The organism is Pseudarthrobacter sp. 902506025, from assembly GCF_040702325.1.
GTDB lineage: Bacteria > Actinomycetota > Actinomycetes > Actinomycetales > Micrococcaceae > Arthrobacter.
Genome location: NZ_JBFBKW010000010.1, coordinates 162329 through 183337, shown reverse-complemented (window position 1 = coordinate 183337; position 21009 = coordinate 162329). Strand labels below are relative to the sequence as shown.

The 21009-nt window shown below is 66.5% G+C and carries 24 protein-coding genes; 16 read left to right on the top strand and 8 right to left on the bottom strand.

The genetic code is table 11. The features are described from left to right. Positions 1–6 precede the first annotated feature (6 nt). Positions 7–825, top strand: a complete 819-nt coding sequence (locus AB0280_RS17390; RefSeq protein ID WP_141157907.1) for a pyruvate, water dikinase regulatory protein — start codon at positions 7–9, stop codon at positions 823–825. Between the two features lie 145 nt (positions 826–970). After that, positions 971–3382, top strand: a complete 2412-nt coding sequence (gene ppsA / locus AB0280_RS17385) for a phosphoenolpyruvate synthase (RefSeq protein ID WP_366368072.1) — start codon at positions 971–973, stop codon at positions 3380–3382. 11 nt (positions 3383–3393) lie between these two features. On the opposite strand, the gene AB0280_RS17380 is transcribed toward ppsA, so the two are convergent. Next, the gene (locus AB0280_RS17380; protein ID WP_366368070.1) at positions 3394–3828 is read right to left on the bottom strand and encodes a nuclear transport factor 2 family protein; all 435 of its coding nucleotides are present in this window, start codon (positions 3826–3828) and stop codon (positions 3394–3396) included. 168 nt (positions 3829–3996) lie between these two features. Here AB0280_RS17380 and AB0280_RS17375 point away from each other — a divergent pair, with 168 nt between their 5' ends. Together AB0280_RS17375 and AB0280_RS17370 are read left to right on the top strand one after the other, a co-directional pair. Further along, positions 3997–5046, top strand: a complete 1050-nt coding sequence (locus AB0280_RS17375; protein WP_366368068.1) for a helix-turn-helix transcriptional regulator — start codon at positions 3997–3999, stop codon at positions 5044–5046. Between the two features lie 16 nt (positions 5047–5062). Next, positions 5063–5980 carry a CPBP family intramembrane glutamic endopeptidase gene (locus AB0280_RS17370; RefSeq protein WP_366368066.1) on the top strand — a complete coding sequence of 306 codons (918 nt, stop codon included), beginning with the start codon at positions 5063–5065 and terminating at the stop codon, positions 5978–5980. Between the two features lies 1 nt (position 5981). Here AB0280_RS17370 and AB0280_RS17365 read toward each other — a convergent pair whose 3' ends face one another. The 3 genes from AB0280_RS17365 to AB0280_RS17355 all read right to left on the bottom strand — a co-directional run bounded on the left by AB0280_RS17365 (position 5982) and on the right by AB0280_RS17355 (position 8245). Further along, the gene (locus tag AB0280_RS17365; RefSeq protein WP_366368064.1) at positions 5982–6719 is read right to left on the bottom strand and encodes a hypothetical protein; all 738 of its coding nucleotides are present in this window, start codon (positions 6717–6719) and stop codon (positions 5982–5984) included. A gap of 86 nt (positions 6720–6805) precedes the next feature. Next, entirely contained in the window at positions 6806–7318 is a 513-nt protein-coding gene (locus AB0280_RS17360; protein ID WP_366368062.1) for a DinB family protein, read from the bottom strand. Between the two features lie 39 nt (positions 7319–7357). Next, entirely contained in the window at positions 7358–8245 is an 888-nt protein-coding gene (locus tag AB0280_RS17355; RefSeq protein ID WP_366368061.1) for a potassium channel family protein, read from the bottom strand. Positions 8246–8295: 50 nt separating this feature from the next. Here AB0280_RS17355 and AB0280_RS17350 point away from each other — a divergent pair, with 50 nt between their 5' ends. From AB0280_RS17350 to AB0280_RS17340, 3 genes are read left to right on the top strand one after another with little or no spacing between them, the layout of a single operon-like run. Then, on the top strand, positions 8296–8808 hold the full coding sequence (locus AB0280_RS17350; protein WP_366368059.1) for a GNAT family N-acetyltransferase: 513 nt from the start codon (positions 8296–8298) through the stop codon (positions 8806–8808). After that, on the top strand, positions 8805–9479 hold the full coding sequence (locus AB0280_RS17345) for a DUF1214 domain-containing protein (protein ID WP_366368058.1): 675 nt from the start codon (positions 8805–8807) through the stop codon (positions 9477–9479). The genes AB0280_RS17350 and AB0280_RS17345 overlap by 4 nt, the downstream gene beginning before the upstream one ends. Beyond that, positions 9476–10048: a DUF1254 domain-containing protein gene (locus AB0280_RS17340; protein ID WP_366368056.1), complete on the top strand. Its 573-nt coding sequence runs from the start codon at positions 9476–9478 to the stop codon at positions 10046–10048. The genes AB0280_RS17345 and AB0280_RS17340 overlap by 4 nt, the downstream gene beginning before the upstream one ends. An 87-nt stretch (positions 10049–10135) precedes the next feature. Here the strand turns inward: AB0280_RS17340 and AB0280_RS17335 are convergent, their stop codons facing one another. Continuing rightward, positions 10136–11812 carry an FAD-binding dehydrogenase gene (locus AB0280_RS17335; RefSeq protein WP_366368054.1) on the bottom strand — a complete coding sequence of 559 codons (1677 nt, stop codon included), beginning with the start codon at positions 11810–11812 and terminating at the stop codon, positions 10136–10138. 161 nt (positions 11813–11973) lie between these two features. On the opposite strand from AB0280_RS17335, the gene AB0280_RS17330 reads away from it, so the two are divergent. From AB0280_RS17330 to AB0280_RS17320, 3 genes are all read left to right on the top strand, one after another. After that, on the top strand, positions 11974–12780 hold the full coding sequence (locus AB0280_RS17330; RefSeq protein ID WP_159632720.1) for an SPFH domain-containing protein: 807 nt from the start codon (positions 11974–11976) through the stop codon (positions 12778–12780). Positions 12781–12941: 161 nt separating this feature from the next. Beyond that, positions 12942–14333, top strand: a complete 1392-nt coding sequence (locus AB0280_RS17325) for an OFA family MFS transporter (protein WP_364400538.1) — start codon at positions 12942–12944, stop codon at positions 14331–14333. Then, positions 14330–14476: an MFS transporter small subunit gene (locus AB0280_RS17320; protein ID WP_224025265.1), complete on the top strand. Its 147-nt coding sequence runs from the start codon at positions 14330–14332 to the stop codon at positions 14474–14476. The genes AB0280_RS17325 and AB0280_RS17320 overlap by 4 nt, the downstream gene beginning before the upstream one ends. A gap of 222 nt (positions 14477–14698) precedes the next feature. Here the strand turns inward: AB0280_RS17320 and AB0280_RS17315 are convergent, their stop codons facing one another. Further along, positions 14699–15130, bottom strand: coding sequence for a DUF2177 family protein (locus tag AB0280_RS17315; RefSeq protein WP_366368052.1), 432 nt, complete (start codon positions 15128–15130; stop codon positions 14699–14701). Positions 15131–15392: 262 nt separating this feature from the next. On the opposite strand from AB0280_RS17315, the gene AB0280_RS17310 reads away from it, so the two are divergent. The 3 genes from AB0280_RS17310 to AB0280_RS21545 all read left to right on the top strand — a co-directional run bounded on the left by AB0280_RS17310 (position 15393) and on the right by AB0280_RS21545 (position 18418). Continuing rightward, a complete protein-coding gene (locus tag AB0280_RS17310; RefSeq protein ID WP_366368051.1) occupies positions 15393–16262 on the top strand; it encodes a DUF1295 domain-containing protein in 870 nt (289 codons plus the stop codon). Between the two features lie 220 nt (positions 16263–16482). Then, positions 16483–17502: a TerC family protein gene (locus AB0280_RS17305; RefSeq protein WP_366368049.1), complete on the top strand. Its 1020-nt coding sequence runs from the start codon at positions 16483–16485 to the stop codon at positions 17500–17502. A 463-nt stretch (positions 17503–17965) separates the two neighbouring features. Further along, entirely contained in the window at positions 17966–18418 is a 453-nt protein-coding gene (locus AB0280_RS21545; RefSeq protein WP_425328621.1) for an excalibur calcium-binding domain-containing protein, read from the top strand. A 6-nt stretch (positions 18419–18424) separates the two neighbouring features. On the opposite strand, the gene AB0280_RS17295 is transcribed toward AB0280_RS21545, so the two are convergent. Beyond that, positions 18425–18886, bottom strand: coding sequence for a hypothetical protein (locus AB0280_RS17295; RefSeq protein WP_364400557.1), 462 nt, complete (start codon positions 18884–18886; stop codon positions 18425–18427). A gap of 173 nt (positions 18887–19059) precedes the next feature. Between AB0280_RS17295 and AB0280_RS17290 the strand changes: the two genes are divergently transcribed. Both AB0280_RS17290 and AB0280_RS17285 read left to right on the top strand, forming a co-directional pair. Further along, positions 19060–19494: an SRPBCC family protein gene (locus tag AB0280_RS17290; RefSeq protein ID WP_366368048.1), complete on the top strand. Its 435-nt coding sequence runs from the start codon at positions 19060–19062 to the stop codon at positions 19492–19494. 138 nt (positions 19495–19632) lie between these two features. Beyond that, complete coding sequence (locus AB0280_RS17285; protein ID WP_366368046.1) at positions 19633–19899, top strand: hypothetical protein; 267 nt, start codon at positions 19633–19635, stop codon at positions 19897–19899. Positions 19900–19923: 24 nt separating this feature from the next. On the opposite strand, the gene AB0280_RS17280 is transcribed toward AB0280_RS17285, so the two are convergent. Further along, positions 19924–20322, bottom strand: coding sequence for a YybH family protein (locus AB0280_RS17280; protein WP_366368045.1), 399 nt, complete (start codon positions 20320–20322; stop codon positions 19924–19926). A gap of 210 nt (positions 20323–20532) precedes the next feature. On the opposite strand from AB0280_RS17280, the gene AB0280_RS17275 reads away from it, so the two are divergent. Beyond that, the gene (locus tag AB0280_RS17275; protein ID WP_366368043.1) at positions 20533–20925 is read left to right on the top strand and encodes a nuclear transport factor 2 family protein; all 393 of its coding nucleotides are present in this window, start codon (positions 20533–20535) and stop codon (positions 20923–20925) included. The last annotated feature ends 84 nt before the right edge of the window (positions 20926–21009 follow it).

The following is a 21009-nucleotide window of genomic DNA, read 5'->3' as shown; positions in this document are numbered from 1 at the left end:
CATCCCATGACCACTGCTGCTCTACGGCCTGTCTACTTCCTGTCGGACAGCACCGGCATCACCGCGGAAACCCTGGGGAATACGCTGCTGACGCAGTTCCCCGTGGACAACTTCGACCGCGTCACCATCCCCTTCATCACCACGGCTGAACAGGCCCGCTCCGTAGTGCGGACCATTGACGGCCTGGCTGCCACCGGGCCGCAGCCGCTGGTCTTTTCCACCGCCGTCAGCAGCGAGATACGGCAGATCCTGGCCGGCTGCAAGGGCGTCATCGTGGACCTGATCGGTACGCATGTGGGGGTCCTGGAACAGGCGCTGGGGGCACCGGCCAGCGGCGAACCGGGCCGGGCGCACGGGCTGGGGAACGCCGCGCGCTACCAGTCCCGGATGGCGGCGGTGGAGTACGCGATGGAGCACGACGACGGGCAGAGCCTGCGTGCGCTGGAGAAGGCCCAGGTGATCCTGGTGGCCCCGTCCCGGTGCGGCAAGACGCCCACCACCATGTACCTGGCGCTGCAGCACGGGATCTTCGCCGCAAACTTTCCACTGGTGGATGAAGACTTCCAGCACGACGGGCTGCCCAAGCCGTTGCGGCCTTTCGTGTCGAAGTGTTTCGGCCTGTCCTCCAACCCGTTGCGGCTCAGCCAGATCCGGACCGAACGGCGGCCCAGCTCCCCGTATGCGTCCCTGCGGCAGTGCGGTTTTGAGCTGCGCAGCGCCGAGCAGCTGTACGTCTCGCACCGCATTCCGTACCTGAATTCGGCCACCGTCTCCGTGGAGGAGATGGCGGCCACCATCCTGCAGCGGATGAACCTCAAGCACTAGCCCGGAATTCACAAACGTGGCGTAGCGCACATCATGTGGAAAGTCCGCTTCAGACCTGAAACTGTTAGCTGGATCTTTCTTCCGGCCGGCACTACCGTGCGCGGCCGGCGATGCCTACGCCACCCTCTGCAAAGGAGCAGTAAATATGACGACAGACGTTCTGTGGTTCTCTGAACTCGGACTCAAGGACCTGGACAAGGTGGGCGGCAAGAACGCCTCCCTGGGCGAGATGGTGCAGAACCTGACCTCTGCCGGCGTCCAGGTTCCGGACGGGTTCGCCACCACGGCCGACGCGTACCGCAGGTTCCTGTCCGATTCCGGCCTGGACCAGAAGATTGCCGACCGGCTGGTGGGGCTGGACACCGATGACGTGACGGCCCTGGCCGCCGCCGGCCAGGAAATCCGCTCCCTGGTCCGCGATACCCCCTTCCTGCCGGACTTCGAGGCGCAGGTCCGCGAGGCGTACCAGCAGCTGGTGGACAAGCACGCCGGCTCCGCCGACCTGTCCTGGGCCGTACGGTCCAGCGCCACCGCGGAGGACCTCCCCGATGCCTCCTTCGCCGGGCAGCAGGAAACCTTCCTGAACGTCCGCGGGATCGAGAACATTCTGCAGGCCATCAAGGACGTCTTCGCCTCCCTCTACAACGACCGCGCCATCGCCTACCGCGTGCACCACAAGTTCGAGCACGCCGAGGTGGCACTTTCCGCCGGCATCCAGCGCATGGTGCGTTCCGACGTCGGCGCGTCCGGTGTCATGTTCACCATGGACACCGAGTCCGGCTTCCAGGACGCCGTGTTCGTCACCTCCTCCTACGGGCTGGGCGAAGCCGTGGTGCAAGGTGCCGTGAACCCGGACGAGTTCTACGTCTACAAGCCCGCCCTGGAGGCCGGCCGCCCGGCGATCCTCAAGCGCGGCCTGGGCGAGAAGGCCCTGCAGATGACGTACACCAACAGCAGCGAGATCGGCCGCACCATCGATTTCGTCCCCGTCGAGGACTCCCTGCGCGCGCGCTTCAGCCTGACGGACGACGACGTGGAGCAGCTTGCACGGCACGCCGTCGCCATCGAGAAGCACTACGGCCGTCCCATGGACATTGAGTGGGGCAAGGACGGGACCGACGGCGGCCTGTACATCCTGCAGGCACGCCCGGAAACCGTGCAGTCACGCCGGGCCCCCGGCAGCATGAGCCGGTTCCGCCTCAACGACAGCGGTCCCGTCCTGGTGGAGGGCCGCGCCATCGGCCAGCGCATCGGCGCCGGCAAGGTCCGGATCCTCACCTCCATCGACCAGATGGCCTCCTTCCAGACCGGCGACGTCCTGGTGGCGGACATGACGGACCCCGACTGGGAACCCATCATGAAGCGGGCCTCCGCGATCGTCACCAACCGTGGCGGACGTACCTGCCACGCTGCCATCATCGCCCGCGAACTGGGGATTCCCGCCGTCGTCGGCACCGGCAACGCAACGGACACCCTGTCCGACGGCCAGGAGGTCACTGTCTCCTGCGCCGACGGCGAGACCGGCACCATCTACCAGGGCCTGCTGGACTTCAGCGTTGAGGAAACCGGCATCACCCAGCTGCCCGAGGCACCGGTGAAGGTCATGATGAACGTCGGCACCCCGGAGCAGGCCTTCACCTTCGCCCAGCTTCCCAACCACGGCGTGGGCCTGGCACGGCTGGAGTTCATCATCAACCGCCAGATCGGCATCCACCCCAAGGCGCTGCTGAACCTGGACAGCCAGCCGGAAGACGTGGCCGCCGAGATCCGTGAGCGGATCAGCGCCTACGACAGCCCCCGCGACTACTACATCAAGCGGCTGGCCGAAGGCGTGGCCACCATCGCCGCGGCGTTCGCGCCGGAGCCGGTGATCGTGCGCATGTCCGACTTCAAGTCGAACGAGTACGCCAACCTGATCGGTGGACCGGCCTACGAGCCGCACGAAGAGAACCCGATGATCGGCTTCCGCGGCGCGTCCCGGTACCTGGAGCCGTCTTTCCGGGACTGCTTCGACCTCGAGTGCGAGGCCCTGTCCTTCGTCCGCAACGAAATGGGCCTGACCAACGTCAAGCTGATGATCCCGTTCGTGCGGACCCTGGACGAGGCGCAGGGCGTCATCGAACTGCTCGCCGAGAACGGCCTGCGCCGCGGCGAAAACGGCCTCGAAGTGATCATGATGTGCGAGCTGCCGTCCAACGCGCTCCTGGCCGACGAGTTCCTGGAACACTTCGACGGCTTCTCCATCGGCTCCAACGACATGACCCAGCTGACCCTGGGCCTGGACCGCGACTCGGCCATCGTGGCCAACAGCTTCGACGAGCGCGACGCCGCCGTGAAAAAGCTGCTCAGCATGGCCATCAAGGCCTGCCGGGCCCGGGAAAAGTACGTGGGCATCTGCGGCCAAGGCCCCAGCGACCACCCGGACTTCGCCGAGTGGCTGGTGAAGGAAGGCGTCAATTCCGTCTCGCTGAACCCGGACACCGTGGTAGACACCTGGATCCGGCTCGCCGGGGCGTCGGAGGAGACGCCGAACGTGGCCGCGGCTGCCGGCGTATAGAGGGCAGCGCCTTACCCCTGGGCCGGCTCGGGCAGCAGCCCGAGCTGGCCCAGGAGTTCCATCTGGTCGAAGTAGGCGTGGTGCGAGGTAATCAGGCCGTTCTTCACCGTAGTGACGTCGCAGCTCCTGACCCTCAGCTGCCGTCCGGTGGGCGGCAGCGTACCGCCGGTGGGCAGGCTCAGCTGCCCGGTGTTCGTGCCCACCACAAAGCCTTCGGCGACGGCCACGTCCCCGGCCTCGTGCGTGGCTGTCCGTTCGTACCTGACGTCAGGCATGGCTTCCCAGAAGTGCGAGTAATAGTCCGCGATGGCTTGTTGGCCGGTGATCGCGTCGTGGTCCGGGGTGCGGACCACGGCGTCCACGGCGTAGCAGCCCGCCAGCGTTTCCCTGTCCTTTGCGTCCATGGCCGCCATCAGCCGGTCCATGACGTCGCGTGCCTGTCCCATTACAGCCTCCATTGATGTGTCGGCGCCGGGCCCGGTGCCCGCGTCCATGAAGGAAACATACGACGGCGGAAGGCACCGCTGCGATCCCCTCGCCGGGGGTTTCGGGTTGCGCCGGAAACCCCCAAATCAGGGGATTGCGGCGCTGGCTGCTGCGACGATACTGGAGGTATGTGGGAGGAGCGCGCGGAGCGTGCCCGGCGTGACATATCCGCCATGGCCGCCGGCGGGATGGACCTGGCCGGCCTCTACGCGGCGGCGCTGGCAGTCGTGCAGCGGGAGGTGCCGTTCGAGCAGGGCTGCTGGGCCGCCGTCGACCCCGACTCCATGGTGATGACCTCCATCACCAACTGGCAGCCGTGGCCCGTGGCCAGCCATCAGTTCGAGGAATATTTCCTGCGCTTTGCCCAGTCCGAGTACACCGGCCGGGAGCCGAACACGTTCGTGGAACTGCTGCGGCGTCCCCACCCCATCGCCAGGATCTCGGACGCGCCGCACCGGGAGGTGGTGCGCAGTGTCCGGATCAACGATCTGCTCAAGCCCCTGGGCCTGGAACATGAGCTGCGTGCCGCGTTCCGGGTGGACGAGGCATGCTGGGGAGTGGGCAGCATCTTCCGGGAAGGCGGCCGAGACTTCACCGACCGCGAGGTGGAATTCCTTGGCGCGGTGTCCGCCACCCTGGCTGCGGCAACCAGGGCGGCCGTCCGCGTGGCGCACCCAGCCGGGCCTGCCGCCGTCGGGCCCGTCATTGTCCTGGCCGGGCTGCACGGGGACCTGCGTGCAGCCACGCCCGCGGCTGCGTCCTGGCTGGCCGCGGTGGAGGACGCGGCGCCCGGCCGCTTCAGCCAAACGCTCCTGGGGGTGGTGGCGCAGGCGCACGCCGCAGCATCCGGGACGGCCCGGGCGAGGATGCGCGGCGCCGGGAACAGCTGGGTGGTGCTGCAGGCCAGCCGGTTGATCACCGGCGATGACCCGGAGCAGATGGTGGTGACCGTGGAACCTGCCACCACCCATGAACTCGCCAGCCTGCTGCTGATGGCGTACGGCGTCACGGCACGGGAGCGGGACGTCTGCCTGGAGGTTTTGTCGGGCGGTTCCACCGCGGAGATCGCCGGGCACCTGTTCATCTCCCCGCATACCGTGCACGACCACCTGAAATCGGTCTTCGAAAAGGTGGGCGTCGGGAGCCGGGGCGAGCTGGTGGCCCGGCTCGTGGCCTGAAAGGAGGAGGGATCCCATGCATGCCCTGGCCGCTTCCATGCGGCGGCACCCGCTGCCGTGGTACTTCGGCGCCACCCTTTTCCTGTCCTGGGGCGCCATCGTGGGGGCCGTGTGGGCGGTCACGGGCGGCCTCTCACCCACACCGGAACAGTTCCAGCGCACCATTCCCGCCACCGTTCCGGCCATGCTGCTGGGGCCCGCGGTCGCCAGCCTGGTCCTCACAGGTGTTGCCTCGGGGAGGGCCGGATACCGGGACCTCCGGTCGCGGTTGCTCGCCTGGCGGGTCGAGGGGCGCTGGTACCTTGTCGCCCTGCTGGTCGCACCCGTGACGTTGGCAGCCCCGGTGCTGGTCCTCTGGATCTCTTCCCCGAATTATGCGCCGCGGATCACCACCGAACCGGACAAGATCGGGATCCTCGCCACGGCAGTTGTGCTGGGACTGGTGGCCGGGCTACTCGAAGAGATCGGTTGGACCGGGTTCGCCATTCCGCGGGCCATGCAGCACTACAGCATTCTCTGGACGGGGGTCCTGGTGGGTGTGGTGTGGGGCGCCTGGCACTTCTTCGTGAACTACTGGGGCGGCGGGGGGACGAACGGCGGAGTGCCGCTGGCCGCCTTCATGTCGCTGTGGGTTGCCGCGGTCGTCTTCGGGCAATTGACTGCCTACCGGGTGCTCATGGTCTGGGTCTACGACCATACCGGGAGCGTATTGGTGGCCGCGCTGATGCACGCCAGCCTGACGGCCTTCCAGTTCATCCTCAACCCGCTGACACCTGGAATTCCCCAGCAGGTCTACCCGTGGGGGCAGGCGGCCACAATGTGGCTGCTGGTTGCCGCCGTGGCACTGACCAGCCGGGGCGAGATGACGGGTCCGCGGCGGTTCCTGCCGATCCACGTCCGGTCCCGGCACCGGCCGCCGCGGCGGCGGAGGTAGGCTACGGGGTCAGGCGGGTGGTGGCGGGAAGATGCTGCGCGGGATCAAACCGGTCGAAGGACGAAGCACCAATCACGAAGATGCCGCGCTGGGGGATCCAGAAATCACCCAGCCTGGTCTGCACGGTGAGTGGCTGCGGGGTGCCGAGGTCCTCGCCGCCGAGGGTTGCCGTGCTGCGGGAGATGAACCACATGCGCCGGGGTTTGGCCCGGAAGCCCTGTTTGTTGGGGACGCTGCCCGTCAATCCGAGGTGTCCCGCGCTGAGCATGGGGCCGGCGGCGGAACCCATGGTCTTCAAGAATGCCTTGCTGGATAAGAGCTTGTTGGGCAGCGCCGTCATGACTGCGCTCATGGCCCCGGTGATGGGCGTCGACCCGAGTTCCACGTCCCAGGTGAGGTCCACTTCCTGGCCGATGGTCACGGTGAAGGATGTGTCGCCGGTCCAGTCGACGCCGACGTCGCACTGGACGGCATCGGTGAGACCGGCGCTGAAATAGCGGGCGCAGGAGACATCCGGTGCTGCGTTCGCGTAGATGGTCCAGGAGCCGGAGGGCCTGCGCAGCCAGACCGAGGTGTAGCCCGGGCCCACGCTGGTCACGGGGAAGCGCCGCATGGCCAGGACGTGGCCGGTGCTGAACGTCAGCCCCATCACGCCGTATCCGGAGAACCGTTCGTCGTCGCCGGGAGTGAGCGTTGCCTGGTGTTCCGCTTCGAGGGCCCGCGTCCGGATGGTCTTCATGGCTATTCGCCTCCCCATGGATGGTGGGCTGAGTGTACGCCCGGCCCCGCGCGGCTACAACGGAATGTGCTGACAGGCCGGCCGGTTCATCCCGCGTGCGCCTCCGCCATGATCTGCTCGCGCAGGATGTCCGCGTGGCCGCAGTGCTGCGCCAGTTCGCGCAGCATGTGAAGGTACAGCCAGCGCAGCGGGACGGGTCCGCGCCGGTTCCCGGTCACCACGTCATCCAGGCCCAGGGGAGCGGCTGCGGCCCGGGAAGCGGCGCAGGCTTCCCGGTGGGCTGCCCGGACTGAGTCGACCGTATCGTCGTCGTCCAGGATGAATGACTCGTCCGGCGTGGCGGGAATGCCGATCTCGCGGCGCGGGCGTCCCGTGAAGGCCTCATCGAACCAGACCTTTTCCACGAACGTGGCATGCTTCACCAGGCCCAGCAGGGTGGTGCGGGACGGGACCAGCCGGCGCCGTGCCTGCTCCTCCGTCAGTCCGTCCAGGCACGCGTCCAGCGCGGCCCGGTGCTCGTCCAGGAAGTACTCGAACTGGACGCGCTCAGGCTCGTTGATGACGTCGTCCATGGAGTGGGAGTGGGAGTGGGAGGCCATACGCAGACCCTACCAAGCAGGCACGGAAGGACACCTGCCTCACCGCGGCGCCGGGGGCCGCCGGTGCCTGTGGTGGAGTTCGTAGTGGTCGAACACGTCGGATGACGTGTCTCCCACATGGCCGAACTTTCCGCGCAGCACTTCTGCCAGGTCATCCAGGGCCGCGTAGAGCATCCGCCCGGCAAACCGCAGTTCAGGGTTGTCGCTGGACTGGGCTTCCGAGGCCAGCTGATGGGCGTAGGCAAGGGTGGCCGGCAGCGATCCCCGCTGTTCCACCTCGTGGAAGTAGTAGGTCTCGTGGAAGGACAGGAGATCGATGCTCACGGACGCCACGTTTTCGGCCATCGCCTCCAGCAGTCCCGCCGCATGACCGGCTTCCAGCGCGGCGATGCCGGACGTTCCTGCCGCTTCCCGGAACAGGTTGAGCCGGTGGGCAAGGGCACGACGCCGGCTCAGCGCCGGGTAGGTCTGAAGGATCCAGGAGACTGTGGCGGTCAGCAGGCCAAAACCTGCCACGGCCTGGAACGCCATCACCAGCCGAAGGACCGGATGGATGGCCACGATCTCACCGAAACCGGCGGTGGACAGGGCCACCAGCGAAATGTAGAGCGCCTCGGCGAAGTCGGCCTGCCGGGGGATGTCGTTCGAATAGGAGAAGCCGGCCGGCAGGTGGGGGAGGTACAGGAGCGCCCAGCCCACGGCAGCCAGGGTGGCCCAGGCAGCGATGACTGCAGCCATGGCCAGCGGTGCGGCGACTGATGAGGCGCCGCCCCTGAGTTTCCTGGACAGCAGCCAGAACCCGCGCATGATGGTCCGTCCCACGGGACCCGAGCCATGCGGGTAGAGCAAGGTGTGGAAGACGTCGGCGATCATCAGCACAATCAGCGCCGCGCCAACCGCCGTCAAAAGCACGCCCTCGAAGTCCATGCCTCATCTTAAGTGCCGCGGCGTGCCGGTCCGCTGGCTAGGCTGGCGCCATGGACTTTCGACTTCGCCAGGCCACCCCGGAAGACGCCGAGGCCGTGGTGCACATGCAGACGCTGGCGCACGAGGAGTGCTACCCGCACCTGCTCTCGCCGGCCTTCTTCGAGCGGCGCCGGGCCGGCATCCCGGAACGGGTGGAGCGGCGACGGGCGTTCCTGGACACCCGGGAGCCGCGGATCCTCGCCTTCGACGCCGACAACCAGCTGGTGGGCTACGCGGACGCCGGCCCCGGGCGGGAGGACGACGCTCCTGAAGCGCTGGAGCTTTACTCGATCTACACCCTCCGGCGCACCTATGGGAGCGGCCTGGGGGCAGCACTGGTGCGTGCCGCCGTCGGCTTCGGTCCGACGTACCTGTGGGTGCTGGAAAACAACCCGCGCGCGCTTGCCTTCTACCTGAAACAGGGATTCCGGCCCGACGGTAAACGCAACACCCTCCCACCCGAATGGGAAGCACTTCCCGAACTCCGGCTGGTCCGAAGAGCCAAGGAGGCAACGGAGCGTTGAGGAGGGCCTACGCCTATTTCGCCGCGCTGGTGGGCATCATCTGCGTGGCGTTCATCCTTGCCATGCTCTTCCTCCCGCTGAACCGGACCGTCCGCAGCGATGTGCTGCAGGGCTTCCTGATCGGCTTTGGCCTGGCTTTCGTCACCGCCCAGGTGTACGCCAGGATCAAAGCCGTCCGGGTGAACGGGTGGATCACCATGCCCGGCCTGGGCGATCCCGGCAACGGCGTGCTGCTGCGCGCTGCCTGCGCCCAGCTGTTCCCGGGCCCGGTGAACACACCGGAAGAAGCGGTCTACTGGTGGGCCAATTCTGACGCCTCGGGCGCCCCACTGACCGGCCGGCACCAGTACGTCCTCCGGTTCCCGCCCGGCGGACTGCCGCCCACCAACGCCATTTGGTCACTCACGATGAGCGACGCCCGGAACCGCTTCGTGGCCAACCCCCTCCACAGGTACAGCGTGAGCGACAGGACCGGCCTGGTCCCCGGCCCGGACGGCTCTGTTGAGGTCTGCATCCAGGCCACCCCTCCGGCAGGCCGCGAACGCAACTGGCTGCCCGCCCCGGACGGAAAGTTCATCCTCTGGCTGCGTGTCTACGAGCCCGGCCCTGCAGTCCTGGACGGAAGCTATGTGGTTCCGGCAGTGGCCAGGGCGGGAGGCGGGACGCCATGAGGCTGGAACACCTGCTCATCTTCTTCACGGTCATGGCGGCCACGTGGTTCGCTGCCACCTATTTTTGGCCCCGCATGCTCCTCTCCGTGTTCAAGCGGGCCATCGTGGTCAAGGGCTTCGGCGAAGGTCCCATTCCCGTCAACACCCTCTACACCCAGTCGCAGGCGCTCTTCGCAGACCCGCTCAATGTTCCGGCGGGCACCTCCCGAGTGGCGTCGGCCGGCGTCAACCGGGACACCCTCCTGACCTTGGGTTGGCTGGACCTCTCGAAAGGTCCACTGGTGCTCCACGTGCCGGACACGGGAGGGCGCTACTACAGCGTGCAGTTCACCAACCCCTCGAACAACACCAATTTCGCCTACGTCGGCAAGCGCACCACCGGAACAGGGGCAGGGGACTTCCTCATCACCGGGCCTGGATGGTCCGGTGACGTTCCGGGCGGGATGGGGCATATCGCTTCTCCACGCCGCTCGGTGCTCCTCATCGGCCGCGTACTGGTCTACGACGACGGCGACCTGCCAGCCGCGCACAGGCTCTCAACGCAGCTGCGACTGGCACCCCTGCCGTAACTTCGTGAGGGCACAGCGGACGACGGCGGCATGGGGCCGGGTGCCGCAGCTGACTTTGGCGCGGCCCGGGCCCTGGTGCGCCCCGGGCTACAGCGCTGCGGCGAGCGTGCGGCCAACGGTCAGGCCGGTGAAGATGCAGCCGCCCAGGAAGGTGCCTTCGAGCGCGTTGTACCCGTGGGCGCCGCCGCCGCCGAAACCTGCCGCTTCCCCGGCAGCATAAAGCCCGGGAATGGGAACGCCGTCCCTTCCCAGTGCCTGGCCTGTGAGGTCCGTCTGGATTCCGCCCAAGGTTTTCCGGGTGACCACGTGCAGCCGCACGGCGATCAGCGGCCCGGCTTTCGGGTCCAGGATCCGGTGCGGCTTCACGGTGCGGAAAAGCCGGTCTCCCAGGTAGCGCCGGCTGTTCCGGATGCCGGCCACCTGGATGTCCTTGGAATAGGGATTGCGGATTTCGGCGTCGCGCTCCTCAATCTGCCGCCGGAGGTGACCGTGGTCCAGCAGCGGCTGCTCCGTCAGGGCGTTCATCCCGCGGACCAGGTCCGCCAGGTTGTCCGCCACCACAAAGTCAGCGCCATGCTCCTTGAACGCCTCGATGGGGCCGGACGCGCCGCGGCCCAGCCGGGTCTTCAGCAGGAGCTTGAGGTCCCGGTTGGTGATGTCCGGATTCTGCTCAGAGCCCGAAAGGGCGAACTCCTTTTCAATGATGCGCTGGTTGAGGATGAACCAGGAATGGTCGAACTGCTGGATCCCAGGAGTGGTTCGGAGCAGGCCGAGGGTGCCCAAGGTGTCGTAGCCGGGCAGGCCGGGGGCGGGGAGCCGGCGGCCCAGGGCATCGAACCAGAGCGACGACGGCCCGGGCAGGATCCGGATGGCATGGTCCGGCCAGATGGGGTTCCAGTTCCGGATGCCCTCCGTGTAGTGCCACATCCGGTCGCGGTTCACCAGCCGGACGCCGGACTGGTCGGCGATGTCCAGCATCCGCCCGTCCACATGCTGCGGGACGCCGGTGACCATCTTCCGCGGCGGCGTCCCCAGCCGATCGGGCCACCAGCGGCGCACCTGCCCGTGGTTGCCGCCGATCCCGCCGGACGCGATCACCACCGCCTGCCCCCGCAGTTCGAACTCCCCAACCACGTCCCGGTTGGAGGACACCCCGCGGGTAGATTTATCAGGTGCCAGCACCGAGCCGCGCACCCCGGTGACCGTGCCGCCGTCGTACGTTAAACCGTCCACCCGGTGCCGGAAGAAAAACCTGACGCCGCCCGCCGCAGCAGCCGCGCGGGCCTTGTCGGCGAACGGTTCCGACACCCCGGTGCCGGTGCCCCAGGGGACGTGGAAGCGGGGGACCGAGTTGCCGTGGCCGCCGGCCATGCCGTCACCGCGCTCCGCCCAGCCCACCAGCGGGGTGAACCGGATGCCCTGCTGCTGCAGCCAGGCGCGCTTCTCTCCGGCGGCGAACTCCACGTACGCGCGCCCCCACCGGGCCGCCCATTCGTCCTCCGGGTGCGGGCCGGAAAGCCGGTCCCACTGCGCCGAGCCCTGCCAGTCCTGCCATGCCAGCTCAAAGGAATCCTTTACGCCCAGCCGGCGCTGCATCGGGGTGTCCACCAGGAACAGGCCGCCCAGCGACCAGAACGCCTGCCCGCCCAGGTTGGCCGCGTTCTCCTGGTCCACGATGGCCACCCGCTGTCCGGCGCGGACCAGCTCGTTCGCGGCTACGAGCCCTGCCAGCCCGCCGCCGATGATGATGACGTCCGCGTCCATGCGATCCCCGCCCTGCCTGACGATAAGTGAGAGTCCAGCATCAACCTACAGCAGGTTTGAAGCTCTCCTTCATGGTTGGTGGGAGAATGGAGCCAGGACATCTGTCACGGCGCCGGCCCGGCTCCGGCAGGTCCCATCCAGTACTTCAGGAGGGGATCCTGATGGACCCCACCACCGTCATTGCGGTTGTTGTCGTCATCCTGCTGCTCATCGTGGCGAGGATGTCCATCCGGATTGTGCGCCAATACGAGAAGGGTGTGCTCTTCCGGCTTGGCCGGGTGGTCGGCGTGCGGGAGCCCGGGCTGCGGCTGATCGTCCCGGTCATCGACCGGCTGCCGCTGGTCAGCCTGCGGATCGTCACGATGCCCATCCAGTCCCAGGGCATCATCACCCAGGACAACGTGAGCGTGGATGTTTCAGCGGTGGCCTACTACCGTGTGGTGGACGCCGTGAAGTCCATTGTCGCCATCGAAAACGTTGCCGCGGCCATCGACCAGATCGCCCAGACCACCCTGCGGAAAGTAGTGGGCCAGCACACCCTGGACCAGACCCTGTCCGAGACCGCGCGGATCAACGCTGACATCCGGCAAATCCTCGATGTGCTCAGCGTCGAGTGGGGCGTGGAGGTCACCCTCGTTGAGCTGAAGGATATCCAGTTGCCCGAAAGCATGAAGCGCGCCATGGCCCGCCAGGCTGAAGCTGAACGTGAGAAGAGGGCCAAGATCATCGCCGCCGAAGGCGAGGCCATCGCCGCAACGGCGCTCGGCGACGCATCGGACACCATGATGGCCCACCCGCTGGCCCTGCAGCTGAGGAACCTGCAGTCGCTTGTGGAAATCGGCGTGGACAAGAACACCACCGTGGTGTTCCCGGCACCGCTCATGAGCACCATCGGCGAACTGTCGGCGTTCCTGGCCCGGGAGGGCCAGGCGGCCTCCGCCGGTAAGCCGCCCATCAAGGCCGCCTGACCGCCGCTCGCCGTAAAATCCCCGCCGTTCGGCGCGCCAACAGTACGTTTGCTGATGATTTGCATGATGATTGCCCAAGGCAAGGGGCCTGGGCTCGTCAAGGTCTTTCGCCTCTGGATCGATCAGACATCGACGTCTTCGACAAGCAAAGGGAATCAACCATGGGCTTCCTGGACCGTGACCACTCCATCGCCCCGCCGGGCTTCAACCGCTGGCTGGTCCCGCCGGCGGCGCTCGCCGTCCACTTGTGCATCGGGCAGGCCTACGCCACCAGCGTGTACAAGACCGCGCTGGTGAAGCACTTCGGTGCCAGCCTGACCGAGGTGGGCGTGATCTTCTCCATCGCCATCGTCATGCTGGGCCTTTCCGCCGCGGTCATGGGCACCTGGGTGGACACCAACGGCCCGCGCAAGGCGATGTTCACGTCCGCGATGTTCTGGGTGGGCGGCTTCCTCATCGGTTCGGTGGGCATCTTTACCCGGCAGCTCTGGCTGGTCTACCTGGGCTACGGCGTGGTGGGCGGCATCGGACTCGGCATCGGGTACATCTCGCCGGTGTCTACGCTGATCAAGTGGTTCCCGGACCGGCCGGGCCTGGCCACCGGCATGGCGATCATGGGCTTCGGCGGCGGCGCGCTGATCGCCAGCCCGGTATCCCAGGCCCTGCTCAAGGCGTACGATCCCAACTCCGGCGCCCAGGGCTGGGTTGCCAGCGGTGATGCCGTGGGCAAGCTCTTCCTGACTCTCGCCGTCGTCTACCTCGCCTACATGCTGTTCGGCGCGTTTACCGTCCGGGTGCCCGCCGACGGGTGGAGGCCCGCCGGGTTCGATCCCTCGAAGGTCAAGGCGGCCAAGCTGGTGACCACCGAGAACGTCTCGGCGAAGAACGCCATCAAGACGCGCCAGTTCTGGCTGGTGTGGGTGGCGCTGTTCTGCAACGTGACGGCCGGCATCGGCATCCTGGAGCAGGCCGCGCCCATGATCCAGGACTTCTTCCGGCAGTCCGACGGCAAGTCCCTGGTGAGCGCCGGCGTGGCCGCAGGTTTCGTGGGGCTGCTGTCCATCGGCAACATGTCCGGCCGGTTCGCCTGGTCCGCCACCTCCGACGTCACGGGCCGCAAGCGGATCTACATGGTGTACCTGGGCGTGGGTGCCGTGCTGTACACGGTGCTGGCGCTGGCCGGGTCCAGCGCCACGGCCCTCTACGTGGTGCTCGCCTTCGTCATCATCTCGTTCTATGGGGGCGGTTTTGCCACCGTTCCGGCCTACCTGCGGGACCTGTTCGGGACGTTCCAGGTGGGCGCCATCCACGGCCGGCTGCTGACCGCGTGGTCCGCCGCCGGTGTGGCCGGGCCACTGATCGTCAACAGCATCCTGGATGCGCAGGGTAAGCCCGGCCAGCTGAATGCGGTGTCCTACCAGCCGGCGCTGCTGACCATGGTGGCGCTGCTGGTGATCGGCTTTGTGGCCAACCTGCTGGTCAAACCCGTCGACGCACGGTTCCACGAATCCCGCCCCGAGCGGCACGAATCCCACCATGGAGGCCTGAAATGAGCAGCACCGCACACACCCACGGCGCACACGAGCCGGTCAACAAGTCCACCGGCAGGCTGGTCCTGGCCTGGGTCCTGGTGGGGATCCCGCTGGCTTACGGCGTTTTCCAGACGTTGACCCAGGTGGCCGCCCTGTTCGGTTGAGTTCTTGCCCCTGGTGTCACACTGGCCCGGTTTTGGCGGCCGAACGGCGGTGGTTGCCCGTTGCTTCCCTCGCTTGGCGCTGAAAACCGGGCCAGTCTGTGCGCCCGGGCGTCACGCAGAGCAGGGTTTTGGCGGGAGCGGACGACGGCGGCCCCGGTTTTCCGGGGGTTCGCCGCCGTTCGTGGGCCTAAAGCGTGCCGTCCGTGACGCGAGTGCCGGGGGTCAGGCCGCGGCAGGCTTCATGAGCCGCCGCCGCAGGATGGTTGCCGTCACCCAGGTGACCAGGCTGCAGGCCGCGGCGCCCCAGAGGATGTCCGTCACGGCCACCAGCGCGGTAAAGTCCTTCAGCACGGCGAACCCGGTCTGCGCCCAGGTGGCGTAGGTGAAGAACCCGAACAGCGCAGCGCCGGTGACCCTCTGCCGCAGCGTAGCCCGGGAGTCGTTGGGCCGGATGCCGTAGTGCACCACTCCCGCCACGAAGATGACATAGAACAGCACCGCGCCAGGCAGGTTGGCCTTGGCTCCCAGCAAGTGGCCGATCTGGCTCCGGTAGAGCGGGTTGGCCACCAGCAGGATCCACACCACATCCAGCACGGCGAAAATCAGGGCGCTGACAACGTAGGCGGTCAGCCAGTTCTTGGTGCGGGGGCTCATGGCGGGCTCCTTGGCTCGGGTGCGGTTCAGGAGTGGTTCGCAGCCACTGCCGGGAGCGGACTGCCCGGATCCGCATTCTTCCAGGAGGGCAGCCGGGCAACCATGCCGGTTCCGCCCCATACAGGATGGCCCCCGCTCCGAACACTTAGTGGACAAGGCCACCATGGCTGAGTTGTTGTTGGATACAGCCGTGCCCGGAGGGGTGCGGACGGGGACCGGCCGTGCAGCAGCGCGCGGCGGACCAGGGGAAAGGAATCTGTCCGTGAACGAAAAGAGCCGCAAGGCCCTCATCAGCACCATCATTGCCGTGGTGGTGGCGGTGCTCATCGCCCTTGCCGGAAGCCAGGGCGGGTCGAGGATCGGCGGGTTCCCTGTGTTCGCACTGGGGGTCGCCACTGCCTTCGTGATCCAGTGGCTGGTGTTCATCCCGTCCTACAAAGCGCAGACGGAGAAGTTCTACGACCTCACCGGCGCCCTGACCTACATCTCCATCACGGTGTTCCTGGTGCTGGCGTCCCCCGGCGTGGATGCCCGCGGCATGCTGCTGGCAGCCATGGTGGTGCTGTGGGCCGCGCGGCTGGGCAGCTTCCTGTTCCTGCGGATCAGCAAGCACGGCAAGGACGACCGGTTTGACGAGCTCAAGCCGGACTTCTTCCGCTTCCTGAACACCTGGACCATCCAGGGCCTGTGGGTGGTGCTCACCGCGGCGCTCGCGTGGGTGGCCATCACGTCGGACAAGAAGGTGGGCCTGGACTGGTTCTTCTGGGTCGGCCTGCTGGTGTGGCTTGTGGGCATCACCATCGAGACCGCGGCGGACCTCCAGAAAAACCGGTTCAAGGACGATCCCGCCAACAAGGGCCGCTTCATCAGCACCGGCCTGTGGTCCAAGTCCCGCCACCCCAACTACTTCGGCGAGATCACGCTGTGGGTGGGTGTCGCCATCATCGCCCTGCCCGTCATGCAGGGCTGGCAGTGGGCGGCGCTGGTCTCCCCGGTGTTCGTTGCCCTGCTGCTGATCAAGGGAAGCGGCGTGCCGCCCCTGGAGAAGAAGGCGGACAAGAAATGGGGCGGCCAGGCGGACTACGAGGAGTACAAGAGGAACACTCCGGTGCTGGTGCCGAAGCTGAAGTAGGGCTCTGCCGCAGCAGGATTAACGACGGCGGCATCCGGAACCGGGTGCCGCCGTCGCCCGTTGATCAGTTACGATTTAACCCATCAAGGGGAGTACTCCCGTCTGTGCGTGGCCCGTCAATACGGATGCAGCGAAGCATCCCGGGCCACCGGCTCCGGTTCCCACCGGGCGGAGGAGACCTTGGCGTACATGTCAGCGCCTACCCTTTGGAGTACCCGCCATGCAGGTAACACCCCTCGTCTGGATCATCACCATTGCTGTGACCATCCTGTTCTTCGTTTACGAGTTCTTCGCCCACGTCCGCAAACCCCACGAACCGTCCATCGGTGAATCGGCGCGCTGGTCGGCCTTCTACATCGGGCTCGCGCTGGTGTTCGGCGCCGGGATTGGAATGGTGTCCGACTGGACGTACGGCGGCGAGTACTTCGCCGGGTACCTCACCGAAAAAGCCCTGTCCGTGGACAACCTGTTCGTCTTCCTCATCGTGATGACAGGCTTCGCCGTTCCCAAGAAGTACCAGCAGAAGGTGCTGATGGTGGGCATCATCATCGCCCTCATCCTCCGCGGCGGGTTCATCGCCATTGGCGCCACCCTGATCGAAAACTTCTCCTGGGTGTTCTACATCTTCGGCGCCCTGCTGCTCTTCCTCGCGTACAAGCAGGCCTTCGGCGGCCACGACGCCAACCCGGCTGACGGCAAATTCATGAAACTGGTCCGCCGTGTCCTGCCGGTCACCCCGGACTACCACCGGGACCGGCTCACCGTGAAGCTGGACGGCAAGCGGTTCGTGACGCCGATGATGCTCACCATCATCGCGATCGGCTTCGTGGACCTGGTTTTCGCCGTCGATTCAATCCCCGCGATCTACGGCCTGACCAGCGAAGCGTACATCGTCTTCACGGCCAACGCCTTCGCCCTCATGGGCCTGCGGCAGCTGTTCTTCCTCATCGGAGGCCTGCTGGAGCGCCTCGTCTACCTCGCGCAGGGCCTCGCCGTCATCCTCGCGTTCATCGGCGTCAAGCTGGTCTTCCACGCGCTGCACGTCAACGAGCTCCCCTTCATCAACGGCGGCCAGCCGCTCCTCTGGGTGCCCGAGATCCCCATCTGGTTCTCCCTGCTCTTCATCGGCGCCACGATCCTCGTGGCCACGGCGGCCAGCCTGGCCAAGACCCGCGGCGGGGGTGAGGCCGAAGTCCGGGCAGGTGAGGTCACGGACTCCACAGCAGGCAGCCCGCGCTAGCCGGCGGCTGGCCACCTGCGCAGGACGTACGACGGCGGCACTCCAGGTGGGTGCCGCTGTCGGGTAGTCCACTCCATGACATGGTCCACTGACCCCTGTTGAAGAAGCGGGGCCCGTCCTACACTTAAAGCGCCTGCAGGTAACCATCAGATGACGCCGGGTTGTTCAGGACATGAGAATGTCCGAGCCGTCTCTTAGCGAGATCGCGAAGGTACCTGCAGGTTCTGCGTCTGAAGACTGCAGTGCTGGAGGGGCTCCCCTTCTGCCGTCACCGTGCGCCGTACGTGGATGCGTCCCGGATCTTTCCCAGGCGCAGCGTTGGCGCAGGAGTCGGGAAGGATTGCCCGAGTTCCGCTGGAACCGTCAATCCGGGAGATTCCCCGACGCTAAGCTCTTGCGTGGCGTCAGCGGTAATGGGGGCTGACGCACCAAACTTTTCATGCACACAACCTGGGGAATCTGCATGTCCAGAAACGCGTCCTTGCCCGACACCATGCCTGCCTCCGGCGCCCGCTGGACGGCCGCCGTCGTCCTTTCCGCGCTGCTGGCCCTCTTCGGCTCAAACCTGCCGGCGGTGGCTGCTGACACAGGCACCGAGCCGTCAGCAACAGTCAAGGCCGCGGTGCCTCCGGCCAAGGGCTTCCGGTGTGAGTACGTCGCCCGGCAGGTCTCTGTGAAGGCGCGGTACAGCCTGTGGGTGACGCAGGCGGAGCACGACGCCATCGCCGGTATCCTCGCCACCTGCCCCGGGCAGCAGGCACCCGCCACCGTAGCGGCTGCCTCCAGCGCCACGGTCGTCTACTACGCGAACTGCTCCGAGGCCGTGGCTGCCGGGGCTGCCCCCTTGTATGCCGGCAGCCCCGGATACCGTTCCGGACTGGACGGCGACGGCGACGGAGTAGCCTGCGAGGGATAGCTCCCGTTATGCCGCCTTCGGCCCTGTTTGGGGCGGGGCGTCCTTGTTCAGTGCCAGGCCTGCGATGATCGCGCCGGCCAGGAGGAGTACGAACGGCGTTTGGAGAATTGAACCCAGAAGTGCGAACCCCGAGTCCGCAATAGGCCTTGACGCCGCAATGAGGCAGGCAACGTCCATAGCCAGGGCCACCACGTAGCCGGCGACGAAAATGACCATCACCGCGGGCGGCCGGTAACCCTTGGTGAAGGCCCGCACTGCCGAGTCGTAGGCCACGAATTTCAAGCCGATGAAGATCGGAGTGAAGGTCAGCAGGTCCACGATATGCACATTGTCCGGGAATCTGCGCAGCGGCACGTTCGCGTCGCCTTGGTAGACCCCCTCGGAAAAGAACCACCTGGTGCCCAGGTGGATCCCGATCAACAGGGCCGACAGCAGCCCGTACCGCAGCCATGTTCCACGCCGTGTCATCCCCATCGCCCAGTATGGCTGTGCGTGCCATGTGGGTTTCAAGGCAGTTGCGGCAAACTTGAGGTGCCGGCGGGGTGCAGGCCGTTCATGCTCTTCCCCGGACGGCCTCCAGATGGCAGATTGTTCCTTGGCGCCGGAATAGCCGGACACGAAAAAATACGCTTAGGGGCTCCATGGCTCACGCCGAGAACCAGATCACCATCAGCCGTTCGCCCGACGAGGTATATGCGTTCCTGGCCGACGGGCTGAACAACACGGCCTGGCGCGCAGGCGTTCAGTCGATCTCGCTGCAGAGCGGCACTCCCGGAATGCTTGGCGCGGTGTACAAGCAGACGCTGAGCGGACCCGGCGGCCGGCCCATCGACGGCGACTACGAGATCACCGCAGCCGAACCCGGCAGGCTCCTCGGCTTCCAGGTGGTGGCCGGTCCTGCCCGCCCGTCCGGCGCCTACCACCTCGGGCCATCCGACGGCGGGACAACGGTCCGCTTCACCCTGGACTTGCAGCCCAAGGGACTGATGAAACTCGTCGGGCCGATGGTCCAGCGCACCATGGACCAGGAGGTAGCCCAACTGGCCCACCTCAAAGCAGTCCTCGAGGCGCGGTAGGCATGAGCCGTGCGGGACTAACACCGGCAAGGATGGACTCCCGCATCAGGAATCACGACGGCGGCACGCGGCAGTGTGCCGGAGGTATGGGGTTCGTGCGGCAGACTTGAGGGTGCTCCCCAACGAAAGCAGGACCCCGTGATCACTCTCCAGCAGGACGCCGACGGCTTCGTCCGCATGAACCGCCACTACCCGGCCAGTGTTCGGATCCGGATTGCCTTCAACGATGGCAGCACCGGCGAGTTTTCCGGCCGGGTCCTCAACAACGCCTACGACGCCGCGCTCGCCGAGTTCCGCGCCCAGAACAACCTCGACGCGAAGGGCTTCAGCCGGACTCCGGCAGGCCGTATTAACTCCGGCAACAAACTGGACTTCGTTCCCGTGCACCCGGGCATGGGGGAGTAGCCGGAGCGACAAGCCTGCGGGTGGTCACACGGCAAGTGCATCGGCATGCCGGTGAGCAACCTTCCACTGCCCGCCCTCGCGCCGGTAGACCTGCGTGGCCCGGAGCGTGAGGCCGGTGGGCTCGCCGTCCCGGCGGAATGAGATGCGTTCGATGCCGGCGGTGTAGGCCATGTCTCCTATGACGTCGCATGCCTGCAACTCGAACTCGTACGATGTGCAGTTGGAAAAGCTGTTTTCCAGGAACCTGAAGATTTGCTCTACTTCTGCCAGCCCGTAGGCGTTGCGGAAGGCTCCCAGGATGCTCACCGGCTCACCTTGCGACCAGATGGCGCGCCGGGGGTCCGCGTCGCCGTTGTGCAGGGCGACTTCCGCGTCATGCAGGGTCGTTTTGACCCACTGAATGAAGTCTTCGCGGTCACTCATGGCGTCAAGGTATCTGCGCCGTGCGGGCCCGGCAAGGGCGGAAAGTCCCTACGAGTGCGGGCTTTCAAGTCACCAACCCCGCCGGGTTTGTACCTAAGGCACCGGCCCAAAAGAGGGGGAAATGTTGGGGGCTGTTCCTCTCGACCGGTCCTCAGCCCGGGCCTAATGTTTCCTCGCAAGCATCCGGCGAGGAGGAATGAGGTGCCCAAAATGGGAGCACAGGAAGACGCCGCACTGGTTCGGCGAGGCTATGAAGCGTTCAGTGCAGGCGACATGGATACGCTCAGGGAGCTGTTTGCTGAAGACGCGGTCTGGCACGTAGGCGGCACAGGTCCGCTGTCCGGCGACAAAAAGGGCCGGGAGGCGATCCTGGCCTACTTCGGCGAACTTGGTACGCGGTCAAACGGTTCGATGAGGGTCACCGTGGAGGACGTGGCCCAAGGTGATAGATATACGGTTGGCGTCCAGTTTTCGCACGCGGAGCGCGACGGCAAGACCATGGACCAGCGGCAGGTCATCGTGTTCAGCATTGCCGACGGAAAAGTCGCAGAGGGCACTGAGATGCAGGCGGAAACCACGTTGGTTTCTGATTTCTGGTCCTGACTGAGAGGGCCCTTCAGTTGCTGTGACTCTAGCCGGTGCTGTCCCCCGAGCACCATGCCGTTCACTCTGCTGGGGAGCAGAAGG